The sequence below is a fragment of the Streptomyces sp. NPDC047085 genome, from assembly GCF_040643735.1.
In the GTDB taxonomy this organism is placed as follows: Bacteria; Actinomycetota; Actinomycetes; order Streptomycetales; family Streptomycetaceae; genus Streptomyces.
Window position 1 is genome coordinate 537419 of the sequence record NZ_JBEYUW010000001.1, and the last position, 25585, is coordinate 563003.

At 72.8% G+C, this 25585-nt stretch carries 17 protein-coding genes and 1 pseudogene; 6 read left to right on the forward strand and 12 right to left on the reverse strand.

Going from position 1 to position 25585, the window contains the following annotated elements; translation table 11 throughout:
* Positions 1 to 22: 22 nt before the first annotated feature.
* Positions 23 to 874, forward strand: coding sequence for a helix-turn-helix transcriptional regulator (locus tag ABZ865_RS02155; protein ID WP_361222495.1), 852 nt, complete (start codon positions 23 to 25; stop codon positions 872 to 874).
* A gap of 64 nt (positions 875 to 938) precedes the next feature.
* Here the strand turns inward: ABZ865_RS02155 and ABZ865_RS02160 are convergent, their stop codons facing one another.
* The 3 genes from ABZ865_RS02160 to ABZ865_RS02170 form a co-directional block, all read right to left on the reverse strand.
* A complete protein-coding gene (locus tag ABZ865_RS02160; protein WP_361222496.1) occupies positions 939 to 1136 on the reverse strand; it encodes a hypothetical protein in 198 nt (65 codons plus the stop codon).
* Entirely contained in the window at positions 1133 to 1453 is a 321-nt protein-coding gene (locus tag ABZ865_RS02165) for a hypothetical protein (RefSeq protein ID WP_361222498.1), read from the reverse strand. Before ABZ865_RS02165 ends, ABZ865_RS02160 begins: the two co-directional genes overlap by 4 nt.
* Positions 1454 to 1517: 64 nt before the next feature.
* Positions 1518 to 2027 (reverse strand): hypothetical protein, encoded by a 510-nt coding sequence (locus ABZ865_RS02170; RefSeq protein WP_361222500.1) that lies wholly within the window; start codon positions 2025 to 2027, stop codon positions 1518 to 1520.
* Positions 2028 to 3099: 1072 nt separating this feature from the next.
* On the opposite strand from ABZ865_RS02170, the pseudogene ABZ865_RS02175 reads away from it, so the two are divergent.
* Positions 3100 to 3479, forward strand: a pseudogene (locus ABZ865_RS02175) (site-specific integrase); the annotation flags it as partial.
* Positions 3480 to 3677: 198 nt separating this feature from the next.
* Here the strand turns inward: ABZ865_RS02175 and ABZ865_RS02180 are convergent.
* Both ABZ865_RS02180 and ABZ865_RS02185 read right to left on the reverse strand, forming a co-directional pair.
* Entirely contained in the window at positions 3678 to 4421 is a 744-nt protein-coding gene (locus tag ABZ865_RS02180) for a hypothetical protein (protein ID WP_361222501.1), read from the reverse strand.
* Positions 4422 to 4633: 212 nt separating this feature from the next.
* Positions 4634 to 5119 carry a hypothetical protein gene (locus ABZ865_RS02185; RefSeq protein ID WP_361222502.1) on the reverse strand — a complete coding sequence of 162 codons (486 nt, stop codon included), beginning with the start codon at positions 5117 to 5119 and terminating at the stop codon, positions 4634 to 4636.
* A gap of 248 nt (positions 5120 to 5367) precedes the next feature.
* Between ABZ865_RS02185 and ABZ865_RS02190 the strand changes: the two genes are divergently transcribed.
* The 3 genes from ABZ865_RS02190 to ABZ865_RS02200 all read left to right on the forward strand — a co-directional run bounded on the left by ABZ865_RS02190 (position 5368) and on the right by ABZ865_RS02200 (position 9221).
* Positions 5368 to 5703 carry a hypothetical protein gene (locus ABZ865_RS02190; protein ID WP_361222504.1) on the forward strand — a complete coding sequence of 112 codons (336 nt, stop codon included), beginning with the start codon at positions 5368 to 5370 and terminating at the stop codon, positions 5701 to 5703.
* 61 nt (positions 5704 to 5764) lie between these two features.
* Entirely contained in the window at positions 5765 to 7123 is a 1359-nt protein-coding gene (locus ABZ865_RS02195; protein WP_361222505.1) for a protein kinase, read from the forward strand.
* 184 nt (positions 7124 to 7307) lie between these two features.
* Entirely contained in the window at positions 7308 to 9221 is a 1914-nt protein-coding gene (locus ABZ865_RS02200; protein ID WP_361222507.1) for a serine/threonine-protein kinase, read from the forward strand.
* A gap of 229 nt (positions 9222 to 9450) precedes the next feature.
* Here the strand turns inward: ABZ865_RS02200 and ABZ865_RS02205 are convergent, their stop codons facing one another.
* The 5 genes from ABZ865_RS02205 to ABZ865_RS02225 all read right to left on the reverse strand — a co-directional run bounded on the left by ABZ865_RS02205 (position 9451) and on the right by ABZ865_RS02225 (position 18844).
* On the reverse strand, positions 9451 to 10488 hold the full coding sequence (locus ABZ865_RS02205) for a rod shape-determining protein (RefSeq protein WP_361222509.1): 1038 nt from the start codon (positions 10486 to 10488) through the stop codon (positions 9451 to 9453).
* A gap of 180 nt (positions 10489 to 10668) precedes the next feature.
* Positions 10669 to 15513, reverse strand: coding sequence for an SAV_2336 N-terminal domain-related protein (locus ABZ865_RS02210; RefSeq protein ID WP_361222511.1), 4845 nt, complete (start codon positions 15511 to 15513; stop codon positions 10669 to 10671).
* A 5-nt stretch (positions 15514 to 15518) separates the two neighbouring features.
* Positions 15519 to 16577: a MoxR family ATPase gene (locus tag ABZ865_RS02215; protein ID WP_361222513.1), complete on the reverse strand. Its 1059-nt coding sequence runs from the start codon at positions 16575 to 16577 to the stop codon at positions 15519 to 15521.
* Positions 16578 to 16673: 96 nt separating this feature from the next.
* Positions 16674 to 18392: a trypsin-like peptidase domain-containing protein gene (locus tag ABZ865_RS02220; RefSeq protein ID WP_361222515.1), complete on the reverse strand. Its 1719-nt coding sequence runs from the start codon at positions 18390 to 18392 to the stop codon at positions 16674 to 16676.
* Positions 18389 to 18844: a CU044_2847 family protein gene (locus tag ABZ865_RS02225; protein ID WP_361222517.1), complete on the reverse strand. Its 456-nt coding sequence runs from the start codon at positions 18842 to 18844 to the stop codon at positions 18389 to 18391. The genes ABZ865_RS02220 and ABZ865_RS02225 overlap by 4 nt, the downstream gene beginning before the upstream one ends.
* Positions 18845 to 19089: 245 nt before the next feature.
* Here ABZ865_RS02225 and ABZ865_RS02230 point away from each other — a divergent pair, with 245 nt between their 5' ends.
* Complete coding sequence (locus ABZ865_RS02230; RefSeq protein ID WP_361222519.1) at positions 19090 to 22728, forward strand: S8 family serine peptidase; 3639 nt, start codon at positions 19090 to 19092, stop codon at positions 22726 to 22728.
* Position 22729: 1 nt separating this feature from the next.
* Here the strand turns inward: ABZ865_RS02230 and ABZ865_RS02235 are convergent, their stop codons facing one another.
* Both ABZ865_RS02235 and ABZ865_RS02240 read right to left on the reverse strand, forming a co-directional pair.
* The gene (locus ABZ865_RS02235; RefSeq protein ID WP_361222521.1) at positions 22730 to 24130 is read right to left on the reverse strand and encodes a carboxyl transferase domain-containing protein; all 1401 of its coding nucleotides are present in this window, start codon (positions 24128 to 24130) and stop codon (positions 22730 to 22732) included.
* The gene (locus ABZ865_RS02240; RefSeq protein WP_361222523.1) at positions 24123 to 25571 is read right to left on the reverse strand and encodes an acyl-CoA synthetase; all 1449 of its coding nucleotides are present in this window, start codon (positions 25569 to 25571) and stop codon (positions 24123 to 24125) included. Before ABZ865_RS02240 ends, ABZ865_RS02235 begins: the two co-directional genes overlap by 8 nt.
* Positions 25572 to 25585 lie beyond the last annotated feature (14 nt).

Here is a 25585-nt window from a genome sequence, read left to right on the forward strand (position 1 = left end):
GTGAAAGTGACCAGGCCGGCTCATGCCCCTCTCCCCGTCCTCCTCGGCCCAGGCCGCCCGCGAAGCCGTCGCGCAGCGCCTGAAAGAACTCCGCGCCGACGCCGGGATCACCGGGCCTGAGCTGGCCGCACGCTGCGGCTGGTCACACCCCAAGACGTACCGGATCGAGGGCGCCCGCACTCCGCCGTCCGCCGACGACATCCGCCGCTGGTGCGAAGCCTGCGGCGCCGGGGATCAGGCGGCCGACATCATCGCCCAGTCCCGCACCGCCGAGTCGATGTACATGGAGTGGCGGCGCAAGATTCGCACCGGGCTGAAGCAACTTCAGAACAGCTACGTGCCACTGTTCAAAGCGACCAAGCTGTTCCGGGTGTACTCGCCCACGATGGTGCCCGGCCTGCTGCAGACCGAGGGTTACGCGCGCGGACTGATGACCTCGATCACCCGCTTCCGGGACATCCCCGACGACGTCGCCGACGCGGTCGCCGCCCGGCTGGAGCGATCCCGGATCATTCACGAGCCGGGGCACCGGTTCGCGATGGTCATCGAGGAGCCGGTCCTCCACTACCAACTGGGCGATCCGGATGCGATGGCCGCGCAGCTCGGCTATCTGCTCACGGCGGGGGCACTGCCGCAAGTGTCGCTGGGCATCATCCCCAGCGCGGTCCAGGACCGGCCGATGTGGCCGCAGGAACTGTTCCACGTGTACGACGAGACGCTCGTATCGGTCGAGTTGCTCGCGGCCCGCGTGCAGGTGACACAGCCCTCCGAGATCGCCCTGTACGTGAAGGCGTTCGAGCAGCTGCGCGGCATGGCCGTGTACGGCGCCGACGCCCGCGCGCTCATCGTGAAGGCTCTCGACGCGCTCCGTTGATCCCGGGCATGACGAAACGCCCCCAGCCACGGGCGTCATGACCATGACTGGGGGCGCTCGGGGTTCAGCGTGCGAACAGGGCGGTGGCGCCCGTGGCGGCGCCGACCACGCCGGCGAGGACGCCGATGATGGGCAGGGGCCAGCGGGAGCGCTCCAGGCTACGGAGCCGTGTCTCGTGGTCGGCGACGTCCTTCCCGAGGTCTGTCAGCCCCTGGCCGATGCCGTCGAGCTTCGTCTCCACCCGGGTCAGGCCGACACTCAAGGACCGCAGCTCCTGGTCTCCAGGGCCTCGATGACGGCGCCCTTACCGTTCTGCCGCGGTACCCAGACGCTGTTCTTGAACGAAGCCCAGGAGCCGTCGGCCTGCTCGCCGAGGCCGTGCGTCAGCACCAGCTGCTGGGCTGGGCGCATGCGGTGGGGATCGAGGGGCTGGTCGCTGTCGACGCTGATGGGTACGAGGTGATCGGCTTCGCCTGCTCCGTCGTGTCCGCAGAGGTGGCAGATGGTGCCGTAGATGGCGAACATCTCGCGGCGTGCCCGCTGGTACGGGCGGCCCGACCGGTGTCTGCTGCGGGCCATGCTCACCCCCGGCATGAAGAGACCCGGCTGCACGGGTGTGCGGCCGGGCCGGTGTGTGCTGGGGTCAGACCTTGCAGAAGCCGAGACCCTTCAGGGCCTCGTTGATCTGCTTGCCCTGGGCCTCGGTGGTCGTGACGTCCTTGTAGGTGAAGCGCTGCGACGCTGCCCAGTCCGCCTTGGCGCTAGCGCTGTTGATGGCCGAGCACTGGTTGCGGGCCGCGTCGATGGCCTTGTCCTCGTACTTCACCGTGTCCGGCGCAGCCTTCTTCAGCGCGTTGAGCAGCTGCTGCCGCTTCTCGCCGGTCGGCTTCGGCGGAATGCCGGCGGCCTTCTCGGCGGCGCTCACGTCCGGGCTGGGCTCGCTCTTCGCGCTCGGTGTGGGCTTCGCTTTGGCGCTGTTGCTTGCGGTGGTGTCCTTGTTGCTGTCGCCGGAGTTACCGCCGTTGGCCAGAGCGCCGATGGCCATGAGGCCGAGGAACACGCCGCCGACAATCTTGAGCTTCTTGCTGACGCGCTTCTTGGGAGGCTGTGGTGCTCCCCATCCGGGCTGCTGCTGCGGGTGCTGCTGGTGCATGGGTCCCCCCTGGGACGGTTGTGCTTGAGGGCACATCATCCGCAGCGTGTGGGGTTTGCGGTAGTGCTGTGATGATCCTGTGATGGCGCGGGTGGTGCGGCCGGGCGGGCTTGAACTGTCCTGGACCGGGCGATCAGCTCCGGCTTGGCAAGGCTGCGGCCGCATGGTGATGGCACGACGAAGCCCCGGCGGGTGGTCCGCGCCGGGGCTTCGCTATGTGGTCTGTGGTGCCGGTTGTGGGCACAGTTGTACACCGGGGTCGTTACACGCTGTCTGACCTGCGGTCAAGCGGCCTTGGGTGCGGCGCGCTTGGCGGAGAGGGCGGCGACGTCCGGGATGGCGTACCAGGTTGCCGGGCAGTCCCGCCGGAGCGCTGGAGTTGGCCGCGGTGGACGAGCGGGCGGACGCCGCCGAGGGTGATGCCGAGCTGCTGGGTCGACCTGGTGGGCGGTGAGGTGCCCTGGCCGCAGGTTGGTCGACTCCATGGCCCCATGATGCGTTAGCGCGGGCTGACTGCAGGCGGCCTCCCCGGGGCTATCACTGGGGCCCAGGGGGTTGTGGGGTACGAGGGACATCTTGCCCCTGGATGACGCCGAGCGCGCGATCTGCCGTGTTGGTGGCGGCCTTGATACCGAAGTACGCCGTTGTTGTGGTGCTCAGGGCCACGAATGCGCCTGTAAGGATGCCGGTGATTTCTGAGGACGCATCAGCAGTACCAGACACATGGACAATCCCAACCCACGCCACAATCGCGATGGCAGCGTCACCGACAAGCACAGCCGTGACTCCGGCCGCAGCCCGGATGCGCTCTGTCCCTAAACGGACGCGGTTCTTGCTTATGTCCGGCTCCCTAGCCATGACCGTCCCCCCGCTCGTGCCTGCTAGGTGAGCTGACAGTAGCGGCCGGTACAGGTCTCGCCAATGGCGCCCGCGGGTCGAGGCGGCCGAGTTCGGCCCGACCGGCCGCAGTCGGCCCCATTTAGGTGGGCAGGCTCGGGGCGTCGGGGTTCTGGGTGAGCAGGATCAGGATGATGCCGTAGGCGCGGGCCTTCTTGATGAGCAAGAACATCAGTGGACCCCGGAAGAGAGCGCGCCGAAGACCGACGGCAGCGCGGGCACGATCGCGCTCGACAGCCTCAACGTGGCCGTCCTCCGCGCGCACCGCGAGCGCCGGCTGGCCGAGCGAGAGGCGTGGAACAGGCATGCGGCCGAGGAGCGGGCGAAGGGCAAGGAGACGGCGGACTGGGCGGACACGGGCAAGGTCTTCGTGGACGTCGACGGGGTGTGGCTGCACCCGGAGAAGGTGTCGGACGCATTCCGGCGGATCTGCCGGCGCGCGGACCTGCCGCCAATCAACTTGCGGGACCTCAGGCACTGCGCCGCAACATTGATCCACGCAGGCGGGGAGACCTGCATGCGATCAAGGAGACGCTGCGCCACTCCACGATTTCGAGTCCCACCCGCCCCACCTTCGCTGGTCGGCGCATGAACATTTTCACCTGCGCCGACTGTGCACCGCCCGCTCCGCGGTCTCCTGGAGCGACACGCCGGAGACCGCCAGCCCCTCACTGCCGGCCTGAGAGGCAGGCGATCAAGGCATGCAGAAGCCCCGACCGGCCGGGGGCCGACGCTTCCTCGGTCCCCGGGCGCCTAATTGCTCTTTTTGGTTACTTTGTAGTATTCGGGGGCAGTGAGGTCGAGTTCGAACAGCATGCTGTACTGCCTCCGGGTTTCGGCAACTGTCCTATGGGCTGGTTCGCGTGTGCATCGGATCAGGGGAGGGCGGCCGGCTGGGCACGGGTCTGGTTCGGCAACCGGATGATCCGCCCGGGTGGGGTGGACGGGGTCCCAGGCCAGGGTCTGTGAGGCGTCGAAGAGTTCCGGGGTGGGTTCGGGGACTTCCTGCCCCTTGGGCTGCGAACCGGCCAGCGGGTTGGGGCCTTTGCCCCGGTAGTAGGCGACGAGATGGTCCCCGTAGTAGGTGTGACCGAGGGTGATGCCGGTTCCGTGCTGGTCGCCTGCGGTGAAGATGCTGTCGAGCACGTCTCCGACGTGTTTGCGGTCGGCTCCGTAGTAGGCGGTGGCGCGCATGGTGCAGTTGACCTTGTAGCTGTCGTCGCCGTTGGAGTCGATCCACTGACGCGACCTGCCTGGCAGGCACATGTCACGTACGACGGTCAGGGTGAGAGTGAGGGAAGTGCGCTGGTCGTAGGAACGAATCGTTCGAAGCAGTGCTTGCTGTGCCTGCTGGCGTGCGCGGACAGCAGCCTGGCTGGAGGCGAGCTTGCTTGCCTCCTTGTCGCTGGTCGCGCCCGAGGAACACGCGGAGACCGCGATGAGCGCCACGGCCGCGACCGCACCCCGAACGGTCCTGTTCTTACGGAATTCAGGCATGGGCCCATCCTTCCGCCGAGGAGGAAGCCAAGCATGAGTACAAGTACCTACAGACGGCGTGCACGACTGACGCTGCTTGACTCACGAGGCGTTCATGTGCCGGCGATGCTGATCCCGGGCATGACGAAACGCCCCCCGCATAGCCCGCATCGGGGCCGCACAGGGGGCGTTCAGCGTGCGAACAGTTGAGGGCCTGCTTCTGAGGCAGGTGGTCAGTGGCGTACCGCTCTGCCGACCGCCGCGCGCACGTCGCCGGTCAGTTTGCGGTTGCTGGTGGCCGTGGCGTCGCCGGTGGCACCCGCGGCCACGTTGTCGACCGTCACCACGACCACGTCCAGCAGATTGCCGCTCGGGTCGGTGAAGTTGACCTGTACGGCGAAGGACTTGGCGGAGTCGGCGGTGTTCCTGGCGGTCACCTTGACCGCTGCCCGGCCGTCGCCGTCGGTGGCGGGGGAGCCGAGCTTCACATCTTCCTTGGCGTTCACCCCGTTCTTGATCTCGCCCAGCTTCCGCCCGGCCTCCGCCGAGGCGGACGCCAGCACGTCCGCCCCCTTGGAGGCGAGGGAGGAGGCGGCGGAGGCCGCCTTGCTCGCGGCACCCGACCCCTTTCCGGAGCCGTCGGAACACCCGGCCGCCGCGACCCCGACGACCACGGCCAGCACAGTGCCCGCCGCACCCCGCATCCACTGCCCTGCCATACCGAGCCTCCCGTGACTGACGAACGGTCTTCCCGCCCCAGTGAAGGGGCGCCTGTGCGGGCCCGCACGCCGGGAGGGGTATCCGGGTCACTCGCCGGGCCCGGACGGGTCGCCCCGGGTGGGTCGACCGGGCGACCCGGCTGAAATTCACCCGAACGGCGGTACCTGACCGGCGCCGTCCGGGGGTCCGGACGGATAGTGGTGCCGGTATGACGTTCCGACGGCTCTGCCCCGGTACAGGAGGCTTCATGCGCTCTTCACGGTCGCTGGCCGCGCTCACCGGCATCGCACTGCTCGGCATCGCGCTGACCGCCTGCCAGGATCAGGCGTCCGGCACGATCGTGGGGCGCAACGGTCTCACGCTGGTGGAGACCTTCTCGAACCCGTCGATCCACGGGTGTCACCGGTTCCGAGAGGGCGTGACCCACGTCGACAACTACACGCAGAGCGACATGCTCCTGTACACGACACCCGACTGCACCGTGCCGGCCGGCGGCGCGAGCATCTACCTGGACATCGGGGGCATGGCCGAGGCGGTCAAGGCGACCGGCCCGTGGCGCAGCTTCACCTTCGCCCCTGAGTGAACGGACGCCGGGGGCCCTCTGACCGGCCCCCACGCGGTGATCCGGCGGTCATACTGTGCGCATGGAACGCATAGGGGGGTACCTCGTCGAGCGGAAGCTCGGTGAGGGCGGGATGGGGACCGTGTACCTCGCCCGGACGCGGGGCGGGCGTGCGGTCGCGCTGAAGGTCGCCAGGGCGGAGCTGGCGGCGGACCCGGTCTTCCGTGAGCGGTTCCGCAGCGAGGTCGAGGCGGCTCGTACCGTCGGCGGCTTCCACACGGCGCCGGTGGTGGACGCCGACGTGGACGGTGATCCGCTGTGGCTGGCGACCGCCTACATTCCCGGGCCCACCCTGGCGGCGCGGCTCGCCGCCGAGGGCGCGCTGGACGAGCCGCGGCTGCGGGCGCTGGCCGCCGCGCTCGCCGAGGCGCTGGAGTCCATCCACGCCCGTGGCCTGGTGCACCGCGATCTCAAGCCCGGCAACATCGTCATGGCGGACGACGGGCCCCGGGTCATCGACTTCGGGATCGCCCGCGCCGTCGAATCCACGCGCCTCACCGCGACCGGCACCGCCTTCGGCACCCCCGGCTTCCTCGCCCCCGAACAGGCCCTCGGCAACGATGTGACCGGCGCCGCCGACATGTTCGCCCTCGGCGCCGTCCTGGTCGCCGCGGCGGGCGGCTGCGCCTGGGGCGAGGGCACGCCCATGGGGCTGATGTACCGCTCCGTGCACGAGCCGCCGGATCTGTCCGCCGTGCCGCCCGGGCTGGCGGACCTGGTGGCGGCCTGCCTGGCGAAGGACCCCGCGGCCCGGCCCACGCCGACCGAACTGCTCGACCGGCTGGAGGGGGTGGAGACGGAGCCGGGGGAGCAGGGGAAGCAGGGGAAGGAGGGAGAGCAGGGAGAGCGGGAGGCCGGGCAGAGCGTGTCGTACGTCCCGACGGTCACCGGCGTGCCGACGCCCCCGCAGGTCCCGGCGACGCCCGCGCAGGTTCCGTGGACGCCGGTCCACCTTCCACCGGCGCAGGCGACGCCTCAGCACCTCCCACCGACGCCTTCGACACCCCCGCACCTCCCCGCACCGCCCTCGACGCCTCCTCAGTTCGCGCCGCTCGCCGCCGCGTCTCCGGTCCCGTACGGGTTCGGGCCGCCGATGCCGTACGGCCCTCCGGAGGCCGTGCTCGCCGACGGTGAGGCGCGGGTCGTCGTGAACGCCACCGGGGTGATCCTCGAAGTGGCGGGGGTCGCCGCGGACTTCGAGTGGGCGGAGATCGCCACCGTGGGGCGTACGCCCTCCTCGCGCGGCAGCCGGCTGACGGTGACGGTCCAGCTCTGGGACGGCAGCGTGTACCCGTGCGAGCTGAACGCCCGCCGGTCGGCCCGGCTCACCGAGTGGCTCGGCCTGCTCGACCACACCCTGGCCCGCTATCTGGCCCGGTAGCCGGTCCGTCCCCAACGGCCCGATGGCCCCCTCAATTGGCCATATGGGCGGGCTTGGTCGGGTGAATGGTATCGAGTCCGTGTCATTCCTCCCGAGTCTGTTGAAAGCGGAAACCGTGCAAGCGCTTGCTGCCGTCATCATGTGAAGCCTGCGCAGGGAGACGTGGAAGACCTTGGGGGGTCGTGTGGAGACTTTGCGTGCGCTGGGGGCGGGGGATCCCCACCAGGTCGGGCCCTACCGGGTGGTGGGCCGGCTGGGGACCGGCGGCATGGGCCGGGTGTATCTGGCCCGGTCCAAGGGCGGCCGGGCGGTCGCCGTGAAGGTCGTACGGCCCGAACTGGCCGAGGACCGCGAGTTCCGGATGCGGTTCGCGCGCGAGGTCGCCGCCGCCCGCCGGGTGAACGGCGTGTTCACGGCGGGCGTGGTGGACGCGGACCCGGAGGCGGACCCGCCGTGGCTGGCCACCGCCTATGTCCCGGGCATCTCGCTGGACACCGCCGTCGCCCGGCACGGCGCCTGGGCGGCCGGCCCGGTGACCACGCTGGCGGCCGGGCTCGCCGAGGCGCTGGAGGCGATCCACGGGGCGGGGCTCGTGCACCGCGATCTGAAGCCCTCGAACGTGCTGCTCGCCGCCGACGGTCCCCGCGTCATCGACTTCGGCATCTCGACGGCGTCCGAGGCGAGCGCCATCACCCGGACGGGTGTGGTGATCGGAACACCCGGGTTCATGTCGCCGGAGCAGCTCACCGGCGAGCGGGTCGGCCCGGCCAGCGACGTGTTCGCGCTCGGTGCGGTCCTCGGGTTCACCGCGTCCGGCACCGGCCCCTTCGGCACCGGCTCGGCCCAGGGCCTGATGTACCGCATCGTCCACGGCGAGCCCGACCTGGACGCGGTGCCCGAGCCGGTACGGGGTCTGGTCGCGCGCTGCCTGGCCAAGCGTCCCGAGGACCGGCCGACCGTCGACGCGCTCCTCACGGAACTCACCGACGCGGCGGGCGCGGCCCGCACGACGCTCCTGTTCACCAACGCGTCCTGGCTGCCCCCGACGGTGGCCGAGACGGTACGGGAGGCAGGGCCCGGGACGGGAGCGGCGGAGGCGGCGACCCCGGGCGGGGCGCCCCCTGGGGCGGCGACCCCTGAGGCTGCCGCGCCCGGGGCGGACGGCGGGCATGCGGACGGCGGGCATGCGGCCGGCGGCACGCCACCGCCCCCGCGGCCCGTCGCGCCGCCCTCCACCCCGGTCGGCCCCGCCCACCAGGCGCCCACGATGACCGGGCCGGTGCCGCCGACCCCGCCGCCCGCCTACACGCCCACCGCGTGGGCGTCGGACGCGCCGGGAGGCGGTGCCCACACCCCTCCGCCGACAACTCCGATCCCGGGTACCCCACTCCCTGGAACCTCGTTCCCTGGAACCCCGCTTCCCGGCACGCTCCCGACCCCGGTGCCGGGCACGTTCGGTCCGCCCACCGGCAAATCCGCCCGCAGACGGCGCGGGGCCGTGATCGGCTCCGTGCTCGCCGCGGTGCTGGTGATCGGGCTCGGTGCGTGGCAGGCGAACGCGCTGTTCGGCGGCGACTCCGCATCGGACTCGGGGGACTCGCACTCGTACGCGTCGCCCTACTCCTCGCCGTACGACACCCCGACCCCCTCGGACCCCCCGACCTCGCCCGCCGAGACCCCGGTCGAGTCGCCGGACGAGGAGACCACGCCGGTCGAATCGCCGGACGACGAGACCGTTCCGTCCTCGCCCGCCGCGACCGTGACCGGTCTCTCGGGCCAGTGGAACGGCAGCTACGTGTGCAACCAGGGCATCACGGGCCTGGTGCTCACCATCGAGGACCACGGCGACGGCACCGTGAACGCCGTGTTCGCGTTCTATCCGGCGCCCTCGAACCCCCAGGTGCCGCGCGGCTCGTTCGCGATGGCGGGCACCCTTCAGAGCGGCGTGCTCACGCTGCGGGCCACGTACTGGATCGACCAGCCGCCGAACTACCTGGCGGTCAACCTCCAGGGCACCGCGGACCCGTCCACGCCGAACCACCTGGACGGCCGGGTCTACGGCCCGAACTGTACGACGTTCTCGGTGGACCGCTCCTGAAAGGGCGCCAGGAAATGACAAGTTGGTCATTTCCTGGCTTGGACATGCCGTGTCCGGGGCACGGTCCTCCTACCGGCGTCCACTGCCGGAACCGTGCCGGCAGGAGGAGGGCGTCATGGACCGTCGGATCCGAGTACGTGTCAGTCGTCGGCCCGCGGCCCCGCGCGGGCAGGAGATCGACCGCAGGACCCCCTCGGGGCGCATCCTGCCGTACTGAGCCGGGGTCGGCTCAGGCGGCCAGGGGGTCCAGGACCAGGGGTTCGATCCGGCCCTCCATCATCGCGCCCAGCCCCTGCGCGGCGCAGATGTCGGGCTGCTCGGCGATGTGCACCGGCATTCCGGTGGCCTGCCGCAGCATCTGGTCGAAGCCGGGCAGCCGCGCGGAGCCGCCGACCATCATGATCCCGCGGTCGGCGAGGTCGGCGACCAGATCGGGCGGGCAGACGCGCAACACCTTGCCGATGCCGTCCAGCACCGCCGTCAGCGGGGTCTGGATGGCGTTGCGCACCGCGGCCGTGTCGACCTGCACGCTGCGGGCGAGCCCGGTGGCCACGTCCCGGCCGTGGATCTCGGTGGTGGACGGCCCGTGCGCGGTGAGCCCGTTGTCGGACAGGGCGATCTGCAACGGCCGTACCGACTGGCTCGGCAGTATCAGCTCGTGCGCGTGCCGCAGGTGCTGCACGATCGCGTGGTCCACCGCCTCGCCGCCCACCGGGACCCGCTCGGCCGTCACGATCGAGCCGAGGGAGAGCACGGCGACCTGGGTGGCCGCCGCCCCGCACACCATGATCATGGTGGCCTCGGGCTGCTCCACGGGCAGCCCGCAGCCCACGGCGGCCGCGATGAGCGTGTCCACCAGCTCCACGCGCCGCGCGCCGAGCCCGACCAGCGTCTCGATCGTCGCCCGCTGGGCCAGCGGATCGGCGTCGTGCGGGGTGCAGGCCGCCGCGCGCAGCCGGGGCTTGCGGCGCAGGGCGCGACGCATCCGGTCGCCCATCAGATGCCTCAGCATGCGTTGCGCCATCTCGATGTCGACGACCGTGCCACCGGACACCGGCCGTACGACCTTGATGTAACTCGGCGTCCGCCCCGTCATCTTCTCGGCGAGCTCACCGACCGCGATCAGCGCGCCGGTACGGGTGTTCATGGCCGCGGCCGAGGGCTCGTCCACGACGAGGCCGGCGCCCTTCACATACACCCGGGTGCGAGCCGCGCCCAGGTCGACGGCGAAGTGGCAGCGGCGCAGCTGCTCCAGGCTGACGGTCACGGCAAATCCTCCCGAGTACGCGGGCTTTTGGCGAGGGCCCGTAGCACGGGGCCTCACTGGCATCCTGCGCGGCGTACGGGGGTGCGTGCCTTCTGGAGGGGGCCGGGCGGGGTGCCGCTGAATGGGGGGTTTCCGGCGTGTCGCAGCGTGTACGGCGTGTCGCGGGGCGCTCGCGGGGTTTCAGAGAGTCCGGGCGGCGCGGAGGAGGGGGAGAAGGCCCGCGCTGTACAGGACGGGGGCGTCGGGCGCGGCCCGCCCCGGTCCGGGGCCGACGTCGACGTCGGCGTCGATGAACCTGACACCCGCCGCCCGTGCCGCGTCCCGCTCGGGGCCGGTGGCGCCGATCATGAGGCAGCGACCCGGGGGGACACCGAGCTGCCGGGCGGCCTCCAGCAGACGGTACGGGTCGGGCAGCAACGGGGCGGACAGGCCGGAACGCCCGTGCACGCCGCCGAGGAGACGGTGGTGCAGCTCCTGCCTCTCCAGGTACAGGACGACCGCCTCGGTCGAGCAATTCGTGACCACGGCCAACGGAAGGCGCTTGTCGTCCAGGGTGCGGAGCAGCAGATCGGAGTAGGCGAGGGAGGGCGCGTCCCCGACCGCTGCCACTTCCTTGTTCCTCAGCTCCACTTCCTGCGCCGGGGTGATCGGGTCGGAGAGCTGCTCCAGCCGGAGCAGGTCGAGCGCGTCGCTGTGGCGGTCGGGCGACTGGCGCTCGTACCGGGGATCGAGGTCGACGGTGTCGTTGGCCAGCCGGGTCAACGTGCCGTCGAAGCCGAAGAGGACGGCGTCCGCCGCCCGCAGGGCGGCGACGAGGTCCGGGTCGGCCGGCTCCGATGGCGAGGCCGCGCCGTCGGCGGCTGCGGGCGACGGGCGGACCCGTGCGAGGGTGACCGTCCAGCGGATCTCGTGCCCGGGCAACGACAGGCCGTCCAGCCGCGCGTTCAGCGCGGTCCGTGCCTCGTCGAGGCTGCTGGCGGGGTAGGCGGACGAGACGGTGTACAGGCAGTCGTCGAGGTGTCGGGTGAGAGCGTCGGGGGCAGGCTGACGTTCTTCTTTCCGCACGACGCCCTCGACCGGGTCCTTGATCCGCCAGACCGCAGTCCCCTTCGCCTCGAACACCGGCGTCCCGTCGACGGGCGGTCCGATTCTGTCCAGGCCCGTGCTGCGTTCGGTGAGGTCCACCTCGTAGTAGAAGGTCTCTTCCCGGGGACGGGAGAGGGTGAGCCCGGTGCCGTGCTCGCTGTACACGAGGGCCCTGGTGCCGCCCCTCGGCAGTGGCAGGGGGGACCGGGCCGGCAGGCGGAAGGGGCCCTGGACCGGAGGGACCGTGTCCGCGGCGACGGGGTGCGCGAGCAGGTACCAGCCGTCCTCGGCCGTGCTGAGGGCCATGGTCCGCAGCACGGGGAAGGGCCGCCCGCTGCCGTCCAGCTCGTCCCGAAGGGCGTTGGAGACGGCGACGATTCCCGGGGCATCGCTCGCATCCAGGACGTCCTCGATGAGCTCCCGGGGGCGCCACTCCTCGTGGTTGCCCTCGATGCTTCCGGTGTCCGCGAGCCCGTGGAACATGACCCGCCAGCGCAGGCCGCCCGTCTCGGCGACCCGGTCCGTGAACTCCTGAAGGGTGACGGCGAGCAAGGGAAGCTCCGACACCCCGAGTCGCAGCCGCACTTCGTAACCGGTGCCTTGGTCCCACAGTTCGTAAAGGTCCGGATCCAGCCCGCTCGCCACGAGCAGCCGCACGACCGCCCGGCCCAGGGCCTCATGGGCATCGGGGCCATGGGGCCAGTCCGCGTACTCGAAGGATGCCACCGCCCGGGACGACGCGAGGCGCTCGTCGGGATGGTCGTCCTCCCCGGCGAACAGGCTCTCCGGCACCTCGTCCCGTGGCAGGGGCCGCTCCTCGGATGAGTCCTCGGGGCCGTAGAGGAGGGACGGCTCCTCGGTGGGGTAGGGATCCTCGCCCGGGGCGGACGTGGCGCCGTCGTCTGGATCGGCGTTGTATTCCTCCGCCCCGGCCACCGGGTCGTCGTAGTCGGCGTGCTCGCCGCGCAGTTCATGACCCAGGGCCAGGATCGTGGGATCGTCACCGCCCGACCACTCGTACTCCTGGAACACCTCCAGCGCGTCGTCGATACGATCCAGTTCCCGAAGAGCGATCAGCAGCAGACGGCGATAGTCCTCGCGGTCCGGGTTCATGCCCAGGAGCATGCGGAGATAGGTGGCCGCGCGCTCGTACTCGCCCATGTCCATGTGCAGCTCGGCCCACTTGCGGTAGAGGTCGAGCCGGAGCTGGAGGAGGTTGGTGCCGGCCGCGCGGGCCGAGGGGCCGGGGACGTTCACGAGGGGGCCCTCGTCGCCCCAGAGGTCCAGTGCCTCCTGCAGACACTCCCGCGCCTCCTGGTGGGACCCCCGCTCGGCCAGGACGGTGGCTCTGCGGTCCAGTTCCTCGTAGTGGACCAGGTCCACGTAGTCGGCGCTGGTGTGCAGGGCGTAACCGCCAGGCACTGGCGTCAGCTCGCCCGCCCCCAGGGTGTGCCACAGTCGGGAGGCGATCCGTTCCAGGACGGACGGTGCGTCCTTCGGCTCCTCGTACGGTTCCCACAGGCCGGACCTGAGCTGGTCGTAGGTCACCGTGCGGCCGTTCTTGAGCAGCAGAAGGGCGAGCATTGCCCGTTCCAGCGGTGCGAACTCCGGTGACGTGCCGTCCGGGAGTTCCACGCGCAGCGCACTCAGGACGTAGTAGCGCCGCTGGTCGTATGCCTCCCGGGCCCGGGACAGCAGTTCGTCCCTGGTGAGCAGGGCCGCACCCTGATCCTGGTCCGTCGGCGACCGCGACAGCAGCAGGGTGAATGCCTCGGCGTACGAAGGCCGCAACGCCTGGTGCAGCCGCACGAGCGTTTCGGGCCTGATGGGCAGCGCCAGCGGGGCGGACCGCGTGGTCAGCCCCAGCATCACCCCGCACAGGGCCCGTAGATCCTCCTCCCGCCCGGTCGGCCCCGAGGTGCGGCCCGGTTCAAGGGGGGTGAGCTTGGTGGTGCCGTCAGGCAGGAGCATGATCCGGGACATGTCGATCCCGCCGTGCGTGGCGCCGGCGGCGTGCAGGGCTGTGACGGCGTGAGCGAGGTCGCTCCCGACGGCTGCCACCAGTGGGGGTGGAAGGCGATAGCTGTTGAGCTCCGCCAGGTCCTTCAGGGCGATGCCGTCCACGTACTCCATGGCGAGATAAGGGACGTCGCCTTCGATTCCGAAGTCATGCACGGCCACGACGTTCGGGTGGGTCAGTTCCTTGAGCCGTGCCGCGTCCCGCAGGAAGGCCGCCCGGCGCACCGGCTCGGTGACGGGCTCCAGCAGCCGCAACGCCACCCGCTCCCCGTCCGCCACCCGCTCGGCCAGCCACACGGACTCGCTGGCAGGGAGCAGCCGTACGGGCCGGTATCCGGGGACGAGACCGCGCGGTGCCGAACTCTGCCCCGACAGCCGGCGCGCGCTCTCCGGGCGGACCGTCGCGAACGCGTCCCCCTCTGCCGCCGCCGGGCCCGCACCGCCCGGCGCGGGCGTCACCGCCCGGAACTCGCCGGGTGCCGATCCCGCGCGCTCCTCGATCAACCCGCCCACCCGCGCGAGCAGTTCCGTCGTCCGTCCCCGGGCCGAGCGCGGCAGGCTGCGCAGCAGCAGGTCCCGTACGCCGGGTCGGAAGGCGTACGACCCCGGCGGCCCGGGGACGGCGGTGAGCAGGCCGCTGAGGATCACCTCGGCCAGGTGCTGCGGACGCGGGTCTGCCGCCACCGCGCGCTGCACCAGCCGCATCACCGGCAGGTCGGGCCGGCCCAGGGCCAGATGGCCGGCCAGCCGGAACGCGTCCGGGGAGGAGGTCGCGCGAAAGCGCAGGACCAGGTCCTCCGGCGCCAGCCGGGAGAGGTCCGTACGGGTCGCCGGGTCCGGGGGCGCGCCGAGCAGGGCGGCCGAGCCGGGGTACGGGGTGCCGCCGGCCGAGGTCAGCAGGGCCGCCCAGTTCGCCAGCCACCTCGGGTCCGGCTCCAGCACGGGCAGCGGCACGGCGCCGGAGGGGGCGTCGTCGTGGCCCTCGTACGGCGCGAAGGTCAGGGCGGCCGTCGGGGCGGCCGGATGCGGGGCCGACAGGAGGCCCGGGGCGGCGGGCAGCGCCGTGTCGCGCCACAGGTGTTCGGGCAGAGGCTGTACGACGGCCACGGGCATCTGCCGGATCCAGCGGCGCAGGGTGTCGTACCACCGCCGCCCCGCCTCGCCCGGCCGCCACTGCGGGCCCATGCAGTCGCTGAGCACGAGGGTGACCGTGCGGCCGTCGGCCGGGGCGTGCGCGCCGTGGCCGTGGACCGTGCCGTCGGGGTCGGCGCGGACGGGGGTCACGGTGCGGAAGATGCCCGACTGGGCGAGCGCGGTGTGCAGTTCGCGGACCAGCGGGCGCCAGACGGGCATGGTCGGGCCGGTGTCGTACACCAGGTTCAGGCGCAGCCAGCGCTCCCGGGCGGGGCGCAGCACCGGCAGCCACCACTCGGGGGCCGCGCCGAGGCGGGCGATGCGGTCGGCCGTCGCCCGCTCGTCCAGCCGGTGACCGGAGGGGGCGTCGGCACGGCGCTTGAGGGGGCGCAGGGCGCGTTGCAGGCCCAGCGGGTGGCGGAGCATCGGGGGCGCCGGGGAGAGGAGGTCGGTGTGCGAGCCGGGTGCGGAGGATGCGGGGGAGGGGAGATGGAGAGGGACCCGGGGTGGTTCCTGAGGCTCGGGTGGTGCCGGGTCCGGGGCGGGCGGGGTGGCCGGGGGTTCCTCCCGGGGTGATGCGGGCGGCTGCCGAGGTGCGTCCGTGGTGGTTGGGGCGGGCTCGGCCGGCGTCGGCCCCGACTCGTCGCCCCGTGGCTCCATCTGGCGTGCCAGCCACAGCAGTTCCGCCAGTTCCCGCGCGGTGGGGCGCACGCCGTCCGCCGCCTCGGCCAGGACGTCGGCGAGGCGGGCGAGCGGGTCCGGGGAGCCCGGGCGGTCAGCCGGCATGACGGTCAGAAGGCGTCGGGGCGCTGGGCGGCCTCGCCGAGATACGGCATGAGCTGCTTCGCCAGCGCGTCCAGGGAGTCGGTGGACAGGTCGGAGGAGCGGGCCAGGTAGATCGCGTTCAGCAGTTGGTCGGTGGCCAGGTCGCCGCCGCCCACGCGGGACAGGAAGCGGCTGATCAGGGTCTGTGCGTAGGCGTCCGGCTCGCCGTCGAAGTGGGCGCGGACGATGTCGGCGAGGTGGCTGTCGTCGGGCTGGCGCAGGCGCAGGGTGACACAGCGGCGCAGGAAGGCGGGCGGGAACTCGCGCTCGCCGTTGCTGGTCAGTACGACGAAGGGGAAGGCCCGGCAGCGGACCCGGCCGCGTTCGACGGGGACGCGCTCGTGGGTGCCGTCGACCATGACCTCGGCCCGGGGGTGGCCCGCGGCGGCGGAGCGGACCAGCTCGGGGATCTCGTACTGCCCCTCCTCCAGAGCGTTCAGCAGGTCGTTGGGCAGGTCCAGGTCGCTTTTGTCGATCTCGTCGATGAGGAGGGCGCGGGGGCGGTCGTAGGGCAGGAGGGCGGTGCCGAGGGGGCCGAGGCGCAGGTGGTCCTCGATGCCGGCCTCTGGGGTGGCCGGGGAGGCCGGGGCGCCGGGGGCAGCGGTGGCGGAGGCAGCGGCGGCGGCCTGGCGGGACGCGTACAGGCGGGAGAGGGGGTCGTACTGGTAGAGGCCGTCGTGCAGGGTGCTGCGGCTGGTGATGTTCCAGCGCAGCACCGGGCCGAGCTTCAGCTCGCGGGCCACCGCGTAGGCCAGCGAGGACTTGCCGGTGCCGGGCGGGCCGGTGACGAGGAGCGGCCGGCGCAGGTAGAGGGCCGCGTTGACGAGCTGGACGGTCTGCTCGGTGGCCCGGTAGGTGGCGGCGCGGTGCGTGCGGTCGGGGGAGGTGGCCGCGCTGTCGGCGTCGTCGGCGGGCGTGTCCAGCGCCGGGCCGCCGTCGAAGTCCCGCCAGGGCGGGGGAGCGGGCAGCTCGGTGATGCCGTCGTGCGGCTCCTTCGTGCCGGTGTACACGGGCCACAGGGGCATGGGTTCCTTCTCCGTTGAGGCGGCGCGGGCGGCTGGGCGGCTGGGTGGCGCGGGCGGCTGGGCAGTGAGGGCGGGTTGCCGATGCGTAGGGCGGGTTCAGGCGACGGGGGAGTGCAGGCTGGCCGGAGGGGCCGGGAAGCAGCGTGGGTCGTCCCACAGGAGCTGGACGTCCCGGGCCCAGTGCCGGTCCGGTTCGTCGGCGGCTGCCACCTCCTCTCGCAACTCCTGGATGACACGGGGGAGTTCGGCGGGAGGGACCCCGTCGACGTACGGGGCGAGTCCGTCGAGGAAGGTGGTTCCCGCGCAGGGTGTCGTGTGGTCGGTGCCGGGGCAGCCGGTGCGCGGCCAGAGGAGGACCGGGACCGGGGTGGTCAGGCCGGCCTCGAACCGGTCCGGCGCCGCGGTGGGCGGGGTGGCGTAGCCCGCCAGCTCGGTCTCCCCCTCCCGGAGCCGCTTGCGCAGGCCGGCCGGGTTGTCCCGGCTGCCGCAGTCGACGCGGTACAGGGCCGGGGAGCCGGTTCCGCTCCCCGACTTCTGCCATTTCTTGCCCAGTTGGTGGCGCAGCCGGCCGCTGCGGTGCCGGAACCGGTCCGCGACGACCACGGGGTGGGCGCAGCCCAGGGGCGTGGAGTCCTCCGGCCCGCACTCCCAGTGGGCCACGGGCTCGTTCAGCCACTCGCGCGGCAGCACGAAGGTGATCAACTCCTCGGCGCCGGGGGCGAGATGGTCGAACGCCACGTCCACGCACTCCTGGACGTAGGCCCGTACCCGGGCGCGGGGCAGCCGGACGGTGCCCACGGGCCGGCGCTGCCCGTCCCGGTACGCGGACACCTCGACGGTGACCTGGTCGGCGCCGGCGCCGCTGCGGTCCAGCTCGACCAGGATCGGCGACCAGGAGACGACGGAGGAGGTGGAGGTGGAGGCGGAAGTGGCGACGGAGGCCGAGGCGGAGCCGCGGGGCGCGGACAGCAGCTGCTCCAGCCGGTCGGCGAACCGGGCCAGCGCCTCGGCCGGCTCCGCGACCTCCCACTGCACATAGCCGACCGCCGCCCGCAGGGAGGGGAACCCGCCCGGCGGCGGGGCCGGGCCGAAGTCACCGACGGCGTCCACGAACAGCCGGTCCGGTGAGCACTCCAGCCCGGCCGCCTCGGCCCGCCGCACCAGTTCGTACAGCCGTCTCGTCGGGTCCTGGCCGTCCCGGCCGCCGTCGCGCGCCGGCACCAGCTCGCCCAGCCCCGGCCAGTAGCGGGCCATCACCTCGGTGGGCAGCATCCGGGCGACGCGGACGTCCTGCTCACCCGCCACCTGCGTGACCATGCCGACCACCCGGCCGTCCTTCAGGGTCACCGCGGCCCCGCTGAAGCCGTGCGTCAGCGGCTGCCCATGCGCGGTGGCCGCCACCAGCTGCACCCACTCGCCGGCGATGAGCGTGGCGGACGAGGCACGGTACTCGGCGACCTGGCCCTCGTCGTACCCGTCCGGGAAGCCGTAGGCCTCCAACGCCGGGGCAGGCAGGCCCTGTTCGGCGCCGGGCGGCGCGAAGCCGGCCGGGCCGATCGGCACCTGCCGGTCCAGTTCGAGGACGGCGAGATCGCCGGGGTCGGTGTCGCCGCCCGCCCAGCCGCCGTGCACGGCGACGCTCGCGGGGACGGCGGCGAGGTCCCGGTGGCCCGGGAAGGAGACGGTCAGCGGTGCCCCGTCGCCGTCCCGTACGACATGGGCGCAGGTGAGCACCGTGCTCGGCGTCACCAGGAAGCCGGCCCCGATCACCACGCCCCCGGACTCGATCCGGGCGTTCCAGGAACCGCCTCTCATGAGCGGGGTGCCGGCTCCGCCAGGGGCGTCGCGGGACCGGGCAGGGTGCCGGGCGCGGACGAGGTGTTCGCCGACGCGCCCGCGCCTGCGCCAGCGCCTTCGTCCACTACGGCACCCGCGTCCGGCGCCGAGCGCTCCGACGTCCACGCCAGCCGCACCACCAGCTGCCCCTCGCCCGCGCCCTTGGCGATGATCGCGCCGGCCTCCGCGGTGAGCTTCACGCCGAACTCCAGCTCCACGGAGTCGGGGCGCAGGCTGCCGTCCCGAAAGACGCGCAGCGCGGAGAGGGTCGCCGCGCGCACTCCGTCCAGGGCCGCCTCGAAGGTGCGGACGGCCTGGGCCGCGGGGCCGCCCCCGTCGCGGGAGACCAGCCGGGTACCGCCCGCGCTGTCCGTGGCCTCGACCACGACGACGGCGCCGTCCTCCGTGGTGAACTCCATCAGCTTGTTCATGACGACGTCCGCCCCCGTGTCCCGTATCCCATGTCCCGTGCTCGTGCTCGTGCTCGTGCTCCACGGCCAACTCCATTGTTGCGGACGGGAACTGGCGATGTAATCCGTTTGGTCCGCGTCACGAACGGCCGTTGGCGAGAACCCGCCAGGGCGGTTTTCCGCCGCTGACGCCCAACACCCCCGCAACACGAGGCACATGACACTCGTCCCAGCACTCGACGCACTCCACACGAGATGAGGCGTGGATGACCAGAGGACCAGTCAGCCGCGGAGCGGCGCTGCTGTCGGCGGGGCTCGTGATCGCCCTGTTGCCGACCGGCTCGGCGGGCGCGCGAGAGGCCGTCACCGCGGCCCAGCGCACCCCCGGTTCCCCCGCTACCGCCACCACCGCCACCACCGTCACCCTCGTCACCGGTGACAAGGTGACCGTCACCGACCTGGGGCAGGGGCGGAGGACCGTCTCCGTGCAGCGTCCCCGGGGGGCCACCGGAGCCGTACGGACCCAGATGAGCGACGGTGACATCAGCGTCGTACCGGACGAGGCCCTGCCCTATCTGCGGGCCGGCACCCTGGACCGGCGGCTGTTCGACGTGAGCGGGCTGATCCGGCAGGGGTTCGCGGACGCCAAAGCGGACTCGCTGCCGCTGATCGTGACCTACGGTAAGTCCCGCGCCGCCACCACCCCGGCCGGCACCGAGCGGACCCGGAGCCTGCCGAGCCTGCGCGGGGCCGCCGTCGAGGCGGACCGGGGGCGCACCTTCTGGCGGTCCCTCACGCATGGCAAGAGCGTCGGCAAGGTCTGGCTCGACGGGCGCGTGAAGGCCGACATGGCCGAGAGCAACGCCCAGATAGGCACGCCGGCCGCCTGGGACGCGGGGCTCACCGGGAAGGGCGTCACCGTCGCGGTCCTCGACACCGGCGCCGACCTGAGTCACCCCGATCTCAAGGACCGGGTGACCATCAGCAAGAGCTTCGTCGAGGGTCAGGAGGTCGCCGACCGCAACGGCCACGGCACCCACACCGCCTCCACCGTCGGCGGCAGCGGGGCCGCCTCCGACGGCAAGGAGAAGGGCGTCGCGCCCGACGCCGGTCTCGCGGTCGGCAAGGTGCTCGGCGACGAGGGATCGGGCAGCGAGTCCGAGATCATCGCCGGCATGGAGTGGGCGGCACGGGACGTGCACGCCCGGGTCATCTCCATGAGCCTCGGGTCGAGCGAGCCCAGCGACGGCACCGACCCGATGGCCCAGGCGGTCGACACCCTCTCCCAGGAGACCGGCGCCCTCTTCGTCATCGCCGCCGGCAACACCGGCGCCCCGTCCTCCATCGGCTCGCCCGGCGCCGCCGACGCGGCCCTCACCGTCGGCGCGGTCGACTCCGCGGACGAGGCCGCCTACTTCACCAGCGGCGGGCCCCGGTACGGCGACAACGCCCTGAAGCCGGACATCTCCGCACCCGGCGTCGACATCCTCGCCGCCCGCTCCCAGCTCGTCCCCGGCAGCGGCTACTACACCTCGATGAGCGGTACGTCCATGGCGACCCCGCACGTCGCCGGAGCCGCCGCCCTGCTCGCCCAGGCCCACCCCGACTGGACCGGCGCCCAGTTGAAGGACGCGCTGATGTCCAGCTCGAAGCGGCTCGACGCCTCCGCCTACGTGCTGGGCACCGGGCGGCTCAGCGTCGCCGACGCCGTGAAGGCGGACGTCACCGCCACCGGCAGCGCCGATCTCGGCTTCTACAGCTGGCCGTACGACGCGAACAAGCCCGTCACCCGGACCCTCACCTACCGCAACTCCTCCGACCACGACATCCAGTTGAAGCTCTCCGCCGAGGGCGCGGCGGACGGCGTCGCCACCCTCGCCGACTCCTCCCTCACCGTCCCCGCGCACGGCACCGCCTCCACCACCGTCACCGGTGACGGCGCCAAGGCGCCGGTCGGCGAGACCAGCGGGCAGATCGTGGCCACCGGCACGGACGGAACGCCGCTCGCGCACACCGTGTTCGGGATGGTCAAGGAGGAGGAGCGGTACACGCTCACCGTCCACGTCAAGGACCGCGACGGCGCCCCCACCGGCGCCTACCTCGCCGTACAGCCGCTCGCCGAGGGCGAGGACGCGTTCCCCGAGCAGGTCGGCGACTCCGGGACCCTCAAGCTGCGCCTGAAGCCGGGCAGCTACAGCCTGTCCTCGTTCCTCGACGTGCGCGGCAGCCACGGCGCCGACTCGCTCGGCCTCGGCTTCCTCGCCGACCCCGAGATCGTCCTGGACCGCGACCGTGACGTCACCCTGGACGGGCGGAAGCTGCGCGAGATCAAGGCGGATGTCGACCGGCGCACCGAGACCCAGCAGCTGACCATGGAGTACGACCGCGCGGCGAACGGGTCCGACCTGTTCGGCGCGGTCCAGGTGCCCCTGACCTACGACAGCGTCTTCGCCGCGCCCACCCACAAGGTCACCCAGGGCACGTTCGAGTACCGGACCGTGTGGCGGCTCACCAAGCCGCTGCTGGAGGTCAAGGGGGTCACCGACGCGACCGTGCAGTCGGGCGGCACGCTCATCGAGGGGCGGACGCGGCTGCCGCTGGTCGACGTCGGGGACGGACCGGTCACCGGGGTGTCCGGCAAGGCGGTGCTCGCGCGCCTCACCGACGGCGCCGACCCGGCCGCGCTCGCCCAGGCCGTCCAGGACGCGGGCGCCAAGGCCCTGTTCGTGACGGACGACGCGCCCGGCCGGCTGATGCACTGGTGGGGCGCCGACGACGGCTCCGACCGGCCCCTGCAGATCGCCACGGTCGGCGCGGCGGACGCGGCGAAGCTGCGCTCGCAGGGCAGGGTCGACATGACCGGCACCCGCAACTCGCCGTACGTGTACGACCTGTCCCAGGGCCACCCGGGCACGATCCCGGACCGTGACCTCACCTACGCGCCCACCGAGGACCAACTGGCCGCCATCCACGTCAAGTTCCACGCGGCGCGGCCGGTGAGCGGGGGCGAGTTCCGGTACTCGATCACCGACACCTTCACCATCGGCCTCGGCTTCCAGCAGCGCGTCGACTTCCCCGCCGAGCGCACCGACTACGTCTCCACCGGGCCCGGACAGCGCTGGCACGAGTCCGTCACCGCCCGCGACGGCGCGCTCGAAGAGCGCAGCGGACTGATCCGCTACGACGGCGGAACCCGGACGGTGCGGAACTGGTTCCGGCCCGTGTGGCACCCGTATCTCGGCACCGGGCTCGGCTGGGGACAGCAACGCGCCGGGAACGAGATCCAGTTGAACACCCCCGGCTGGGGTGACTCCGGACCCGACCACACCGGCTTCGGCGACCCGTGGAGCCCGGACAGCGGGATGACCCAGACCACCGGCGTCTACCTGGACGGCAGCCTGGTCGACCGGGTCCGCACCGGCTCCGGCGCCTACGTCTGGGACGCGCCCGCCGACGAGCACACCTACAAGGTGGTCACCGACACCGCGCTGGACGCCGGAACGTGGCAGCCCGCCTCGAAGGGCCACAGCGAGTGGACCTTCCGCTCGGCCGCCACCCCGGACGACCACTGGACCTACCTGCCGCTGATCAACCTCTCCTACGACGTCGACACCGACCTCGCCGGCAAGGTGCCCGGCGGCAAGCGGATACCGGTCGGGCTCGGCGTCGAGTACGTCGTGGGGGCGGCCGGCACCGGCACCCTCGGCGGTGGCCGGCTGGAGGTGTCGTACGACGACGGCGCCACCTGGCGGACGGTCCCGCTGACCGCCGGCCGGGGCGCCTCCTGGCACGGCACGCTGAACGTGCCGGACACCGCCGCCCACATCTCCCTGCGGGCCTCGGCCCGCGACGACAGGGGCGGCTCGGTGACCCAGGAGATCATCCAGGCGGTGGCCGTGAAGTAGTTCAGGGGCGAGGGTGGTCCGCGGTTTCGGTGTCGGTGTCGGTGTCGGCTTCGGTGTCGGCGTCGGTTTCGGTGTCGACGATGCCCCGGACCACCCCCAGCTCCACCAGGTCCTGCGGCCGGATGCGCAGCTGTCCCGCGGTCGTCTCGACCTCCTCCGGCGGGCGCTTGAGGATGGCCGCCGCGAGCTCCGGGGCGATCACCGAGAAGTAACTGTCCGGCGTGGCCCAGGTGTTGCCGGGCGCGGCCAGCGCCAGCGCCCCGCCGGAGCCGCCCTCGCCGATGACCAGCGTGGTGATCGGCACCCGGGCGGAGGCCACCTCCCCGAACAGCCCGGCGATCGCGGCCCCGGCCCCCTGCCGCTCGGACTCGGCGCCGTTGGCCGCGCCCGGCGTGTCCACCAGCGTCAGCACCGGGATGTCGAGGCGGTCCGCGAGCCGGATCAGCCGGGCCGCGGTGCGATACCCGGCCGGCTTGGTCGCCGCCCCGGTCTGTGCCGCGTACGCGACGGTACGGCCGTCCCGCTCGCCGAACCCGCACAGCATGCCCTCGGGGTCCGTGCCGCCGCAGCGGTCGCCGCTGAGGGCGACCCGGTGGGTGAAGTAGGCGTCCAGGTAGGCCTGGGCGCGGGGGCGTTCGGGGGAGCGGGCGCGCTGGACGGCCTCCCAGCCGGTGCCCGGGAGGTCCGGTGCGCCGAGTGCGCGCGGCGCCGGGGCGTCCCCCGCCGGGGTGGTGAGCAGGCGCAGCCACCGCCCCAGCGTCTCCCGCAGCTCCTCGGGCCGTACGACCGCGTCCGCGGACCCCGCCGCCACCTGCGCCTCCGCCGTGTAGGCGGCCGGGTCCGCGTCCGGGGGCCGGACCCGGGAGCCCGCGAAGCCCACCTGGGCGCCCGGCAGGGCCAGGATCACATCGGCGCCGGCGCCGAGGGTGGCCCAGCCGCCGCCGGTCGTGGGGTCCCGCAGGACCGCGATCTGCGGCAGGCCCGCCTCCCGGGTGAGCGCCGACTCGCGGGCCACCCGCTGCAGTTGGGTCAGCGCCAGCATGCCCTCCTGCATCCGGCTGCCGCCGGTCGCCACCAACGGCACCACCGGGAGCCGATGTGCCCGGGCATGGTGGTACGCCGCCTCGATGCGGTCGCCGGTGCGCTCGCCCAGGGATCCGCCGAGGTAGCCGAACTCGAACGCGATCAGCACGGCCCGGGTGCCCCCGACGCGCGCGGTGCCGCAGACGACGGACTCCTCCTCCCCGGTGCGCCCGGCGGCACGGGCGCGCGAGGCGTCGTACCCCTCCCAGGCAAGCGGGCCGTCGGTCTTCGGTTCCCTTATCCGGCCGGGGAGTTCGGTGAACGTCGCCTCGTCCGCGACCAGCGCCAGCACCTCCCGGGCCGACAGCCGCTCAGGCATCGGCCACCAGCGCCCGCTTCATGATCTTCCCCATGTCGTTGCGGGGGAGCGCGTCCAGGTAGCGCACCACACGCGGCCGCTTGTGCGGCGCCAGCCGCCGGGCCACATGGTCGGCCAACTCATCGGCGACAGGCGGTGATTGAGGATTGACCGGGACGATCCAGGCCACGATCCGCTCGCCCAGGTCCGCGTCCGGCTCCCCGGTGACCGCCGCCTCGCGCACCCCCGGGTGCTCCAGCAGCGCGTTCTCGATCTCGCCCGCCCCGATCTTGTAACCCCCGCTCTTGATCAGGTCGGTGGCCTTGCGCCCCACGATCCGCACATACCCGTCCGGCTCCCGCACGGCCATGTCCCCGGTCCGGAACCAGCCGTCGGCGGTGAACGCGGCGGCGGTCGCGTCGGGCCGGTTCAGGTACTCGGTGAACAGGTTCGGGCCGCGCACCTGGATCTCGCCGACGGTCTCCCCGTCGTACGCCGCCACCTCCGTGCCGTCCTCCTCGACCAGCCGCAGCTCCACACCCGGCAGCGGCAGGCCGACGGTGCCCGCGCGGGCCTCCCCGTCGGCGCGCACGCTGGTGTTCATCAGCGTCTCCGTCATGCCGTACCGCTCGATCACGCGTCGGCCGGTCGCAGCCGCGATCCGCTCGTGGTCGTGCACGGGCAGCGCGGCCGAGCCGGAGACCAGCAGCCGGGCCCCGGACAGCGCCTTCGCCAGCTCCGGATCGTCCGGCAGGGCCTCGGCGATCCGGTGGTACATCGTCGGCACCCCGAACAGCATGGTCGCGCCGCCGTTCAGCTCCCGGGCCACCCCCTCGGTGCTGAACCGCCCCAGGTGCCGGACGCCGCCACCGCGCCGCAGCGGGCCGAGGACGCCCAGCACGAGTCCGTGCACATGGAACAGGGGCAGTCCGTGCACCAGCACGTCCTCCCCGGTCCACTGCCAGGCGTCGGCCAGCGCGTCCAGGGTCGCGGCGAGCGCCCGGCGCGGGATGACGGCACCCTTGGGCGGACCGGTGGTGCCGGAGGTGTAGACGATCAGCGCGGGGTCCTCGTCGGAGGCCCGCTCCTCCGGGACGGCGTCGGCCTCGGACGCGTCGACGTCGAGCCGCGCCAACTCACCCAGCACACCGGGAAGTTCCGCACCGGGCGCCGTCAGGATCACGTCCGGCGCACTGTCGCTGACGATATGAGCCAGCTCCTTCTCGCCCGACTTCGGGTTGAGCGGCACCGCGGCCACCCCGGCGAGCAGCGCGCCCGTCACCGCGACGGCGGTCTCCAGCTCCGGGGTCGCCCACACGGCCACCCGGCCGGCGCCCCGGATCCGGGTGGCGACCGCGCCCGCGGCCGCCGCGAGCCCTCCGTACGTCAGCGACTGTTCGCCGAACCGCAGGGCGACCCGCTCGCCCGGACCGTCCGCCAGGGCGGGAAAGAGGGAGGACACGCGGCGCACTCCTC

Bases quoted from the DNA above. Each gene is read 5' to 3' on its own strand.
- ABZ865_RS02225 (WP_361222517.1), bottom strand. From the start codon at position 18,844: ATGAACAAGCTGATGGAGTTCACCACGGAGGACGGCGCCGTCGTCGTG.
- ABZ865_RS02195 (WP_361222505.1), top strand. From the start codon at position 5,765: ATGGAACGCATAGGGGGGTACCTCGTCGAGCGGAAGCTCGGTGAGGGC.
- ABZ865_RS02170 (WP_361222500.1), bottom strand. From the start codon at position 2,027: ATGCACCAGCAGCACCCGCAGCAGCAGCCCGGATGGGGAGCACCACAG.
- ABZ865_RS02220 (WP_361222515.1), bottom strand. From the start codon at position 18,392: ATGAGAGGCGGTTCCTGGAACGCCCGGATCGAGTCCGGGGGCGTGGTG.
- ABZ865_RS02230 (WP_361222519.1), top strand. From the start codon at position 19,090: ATGACCAGAGGACCAGTCAGCCGCGGAGCGGCGCTGCTGTCGGCGGGG.
- ABZ865_RS02210 (WP_361222511.1), bottom strand. From the start codon at position 15,513: ATGCCGGCTGACCGCCCGGGCTCCCCGGACCCGCTCGCCCGCCTCGCC.
- ABZ865_RS02190 (WP_361222504.1), top strand. From the start codon at position 5,368: ATGCGCTCTTCACGGTCGCTGGCCGCGCTCACCGGCATCGCACTGCTC.
- ABZ865_RS02155 (WP_361222495.1), top strand. From the start codon at position 23: ATGCCCCTCTCCCCGTCCTCCTCGGCCCAGGCCGCCCGCGAAGCCGTC.
- ABZ865_RS02180 (WP_361222501.1), bottom strand. From the start codon at position 4,421: ATGCCTGAATTCCGTAAGAACAGGACCGTTCGGGGTGCGGTCGCGGCC.
- ABZ865_RS02215 (WP_361222513.1), bottom strand. From the start codon at position 16,577: ATGCCCCTGTGGCCCGTGTACACCGGCACGAAGGAGCCGCACGACGGC.
- ABZ865_RS02165 (WP_361222498.1), bottom strand. From the start codon at position 1,453: ATGGCCCGCAGCAGACACCGGTCGGGCCGCCCGTACCAGCGGGCACGC.
- ABZ865_RS02235 (WP_361222521.1), bottom strand. From the start codon at position 24,130: ATGCCTGAGCGGCTGTCGGCCCGGGAGGTGCTGGCGCTGGTCGCGGAC.
- ABZ865_RS02185 (WP_361222502.1), bottom strand. From the start codon at position 5,119: ATGGCAGGGCAGTGGATGCGGGGTGCGGCGGGCACTGTGCTGGCCGTG.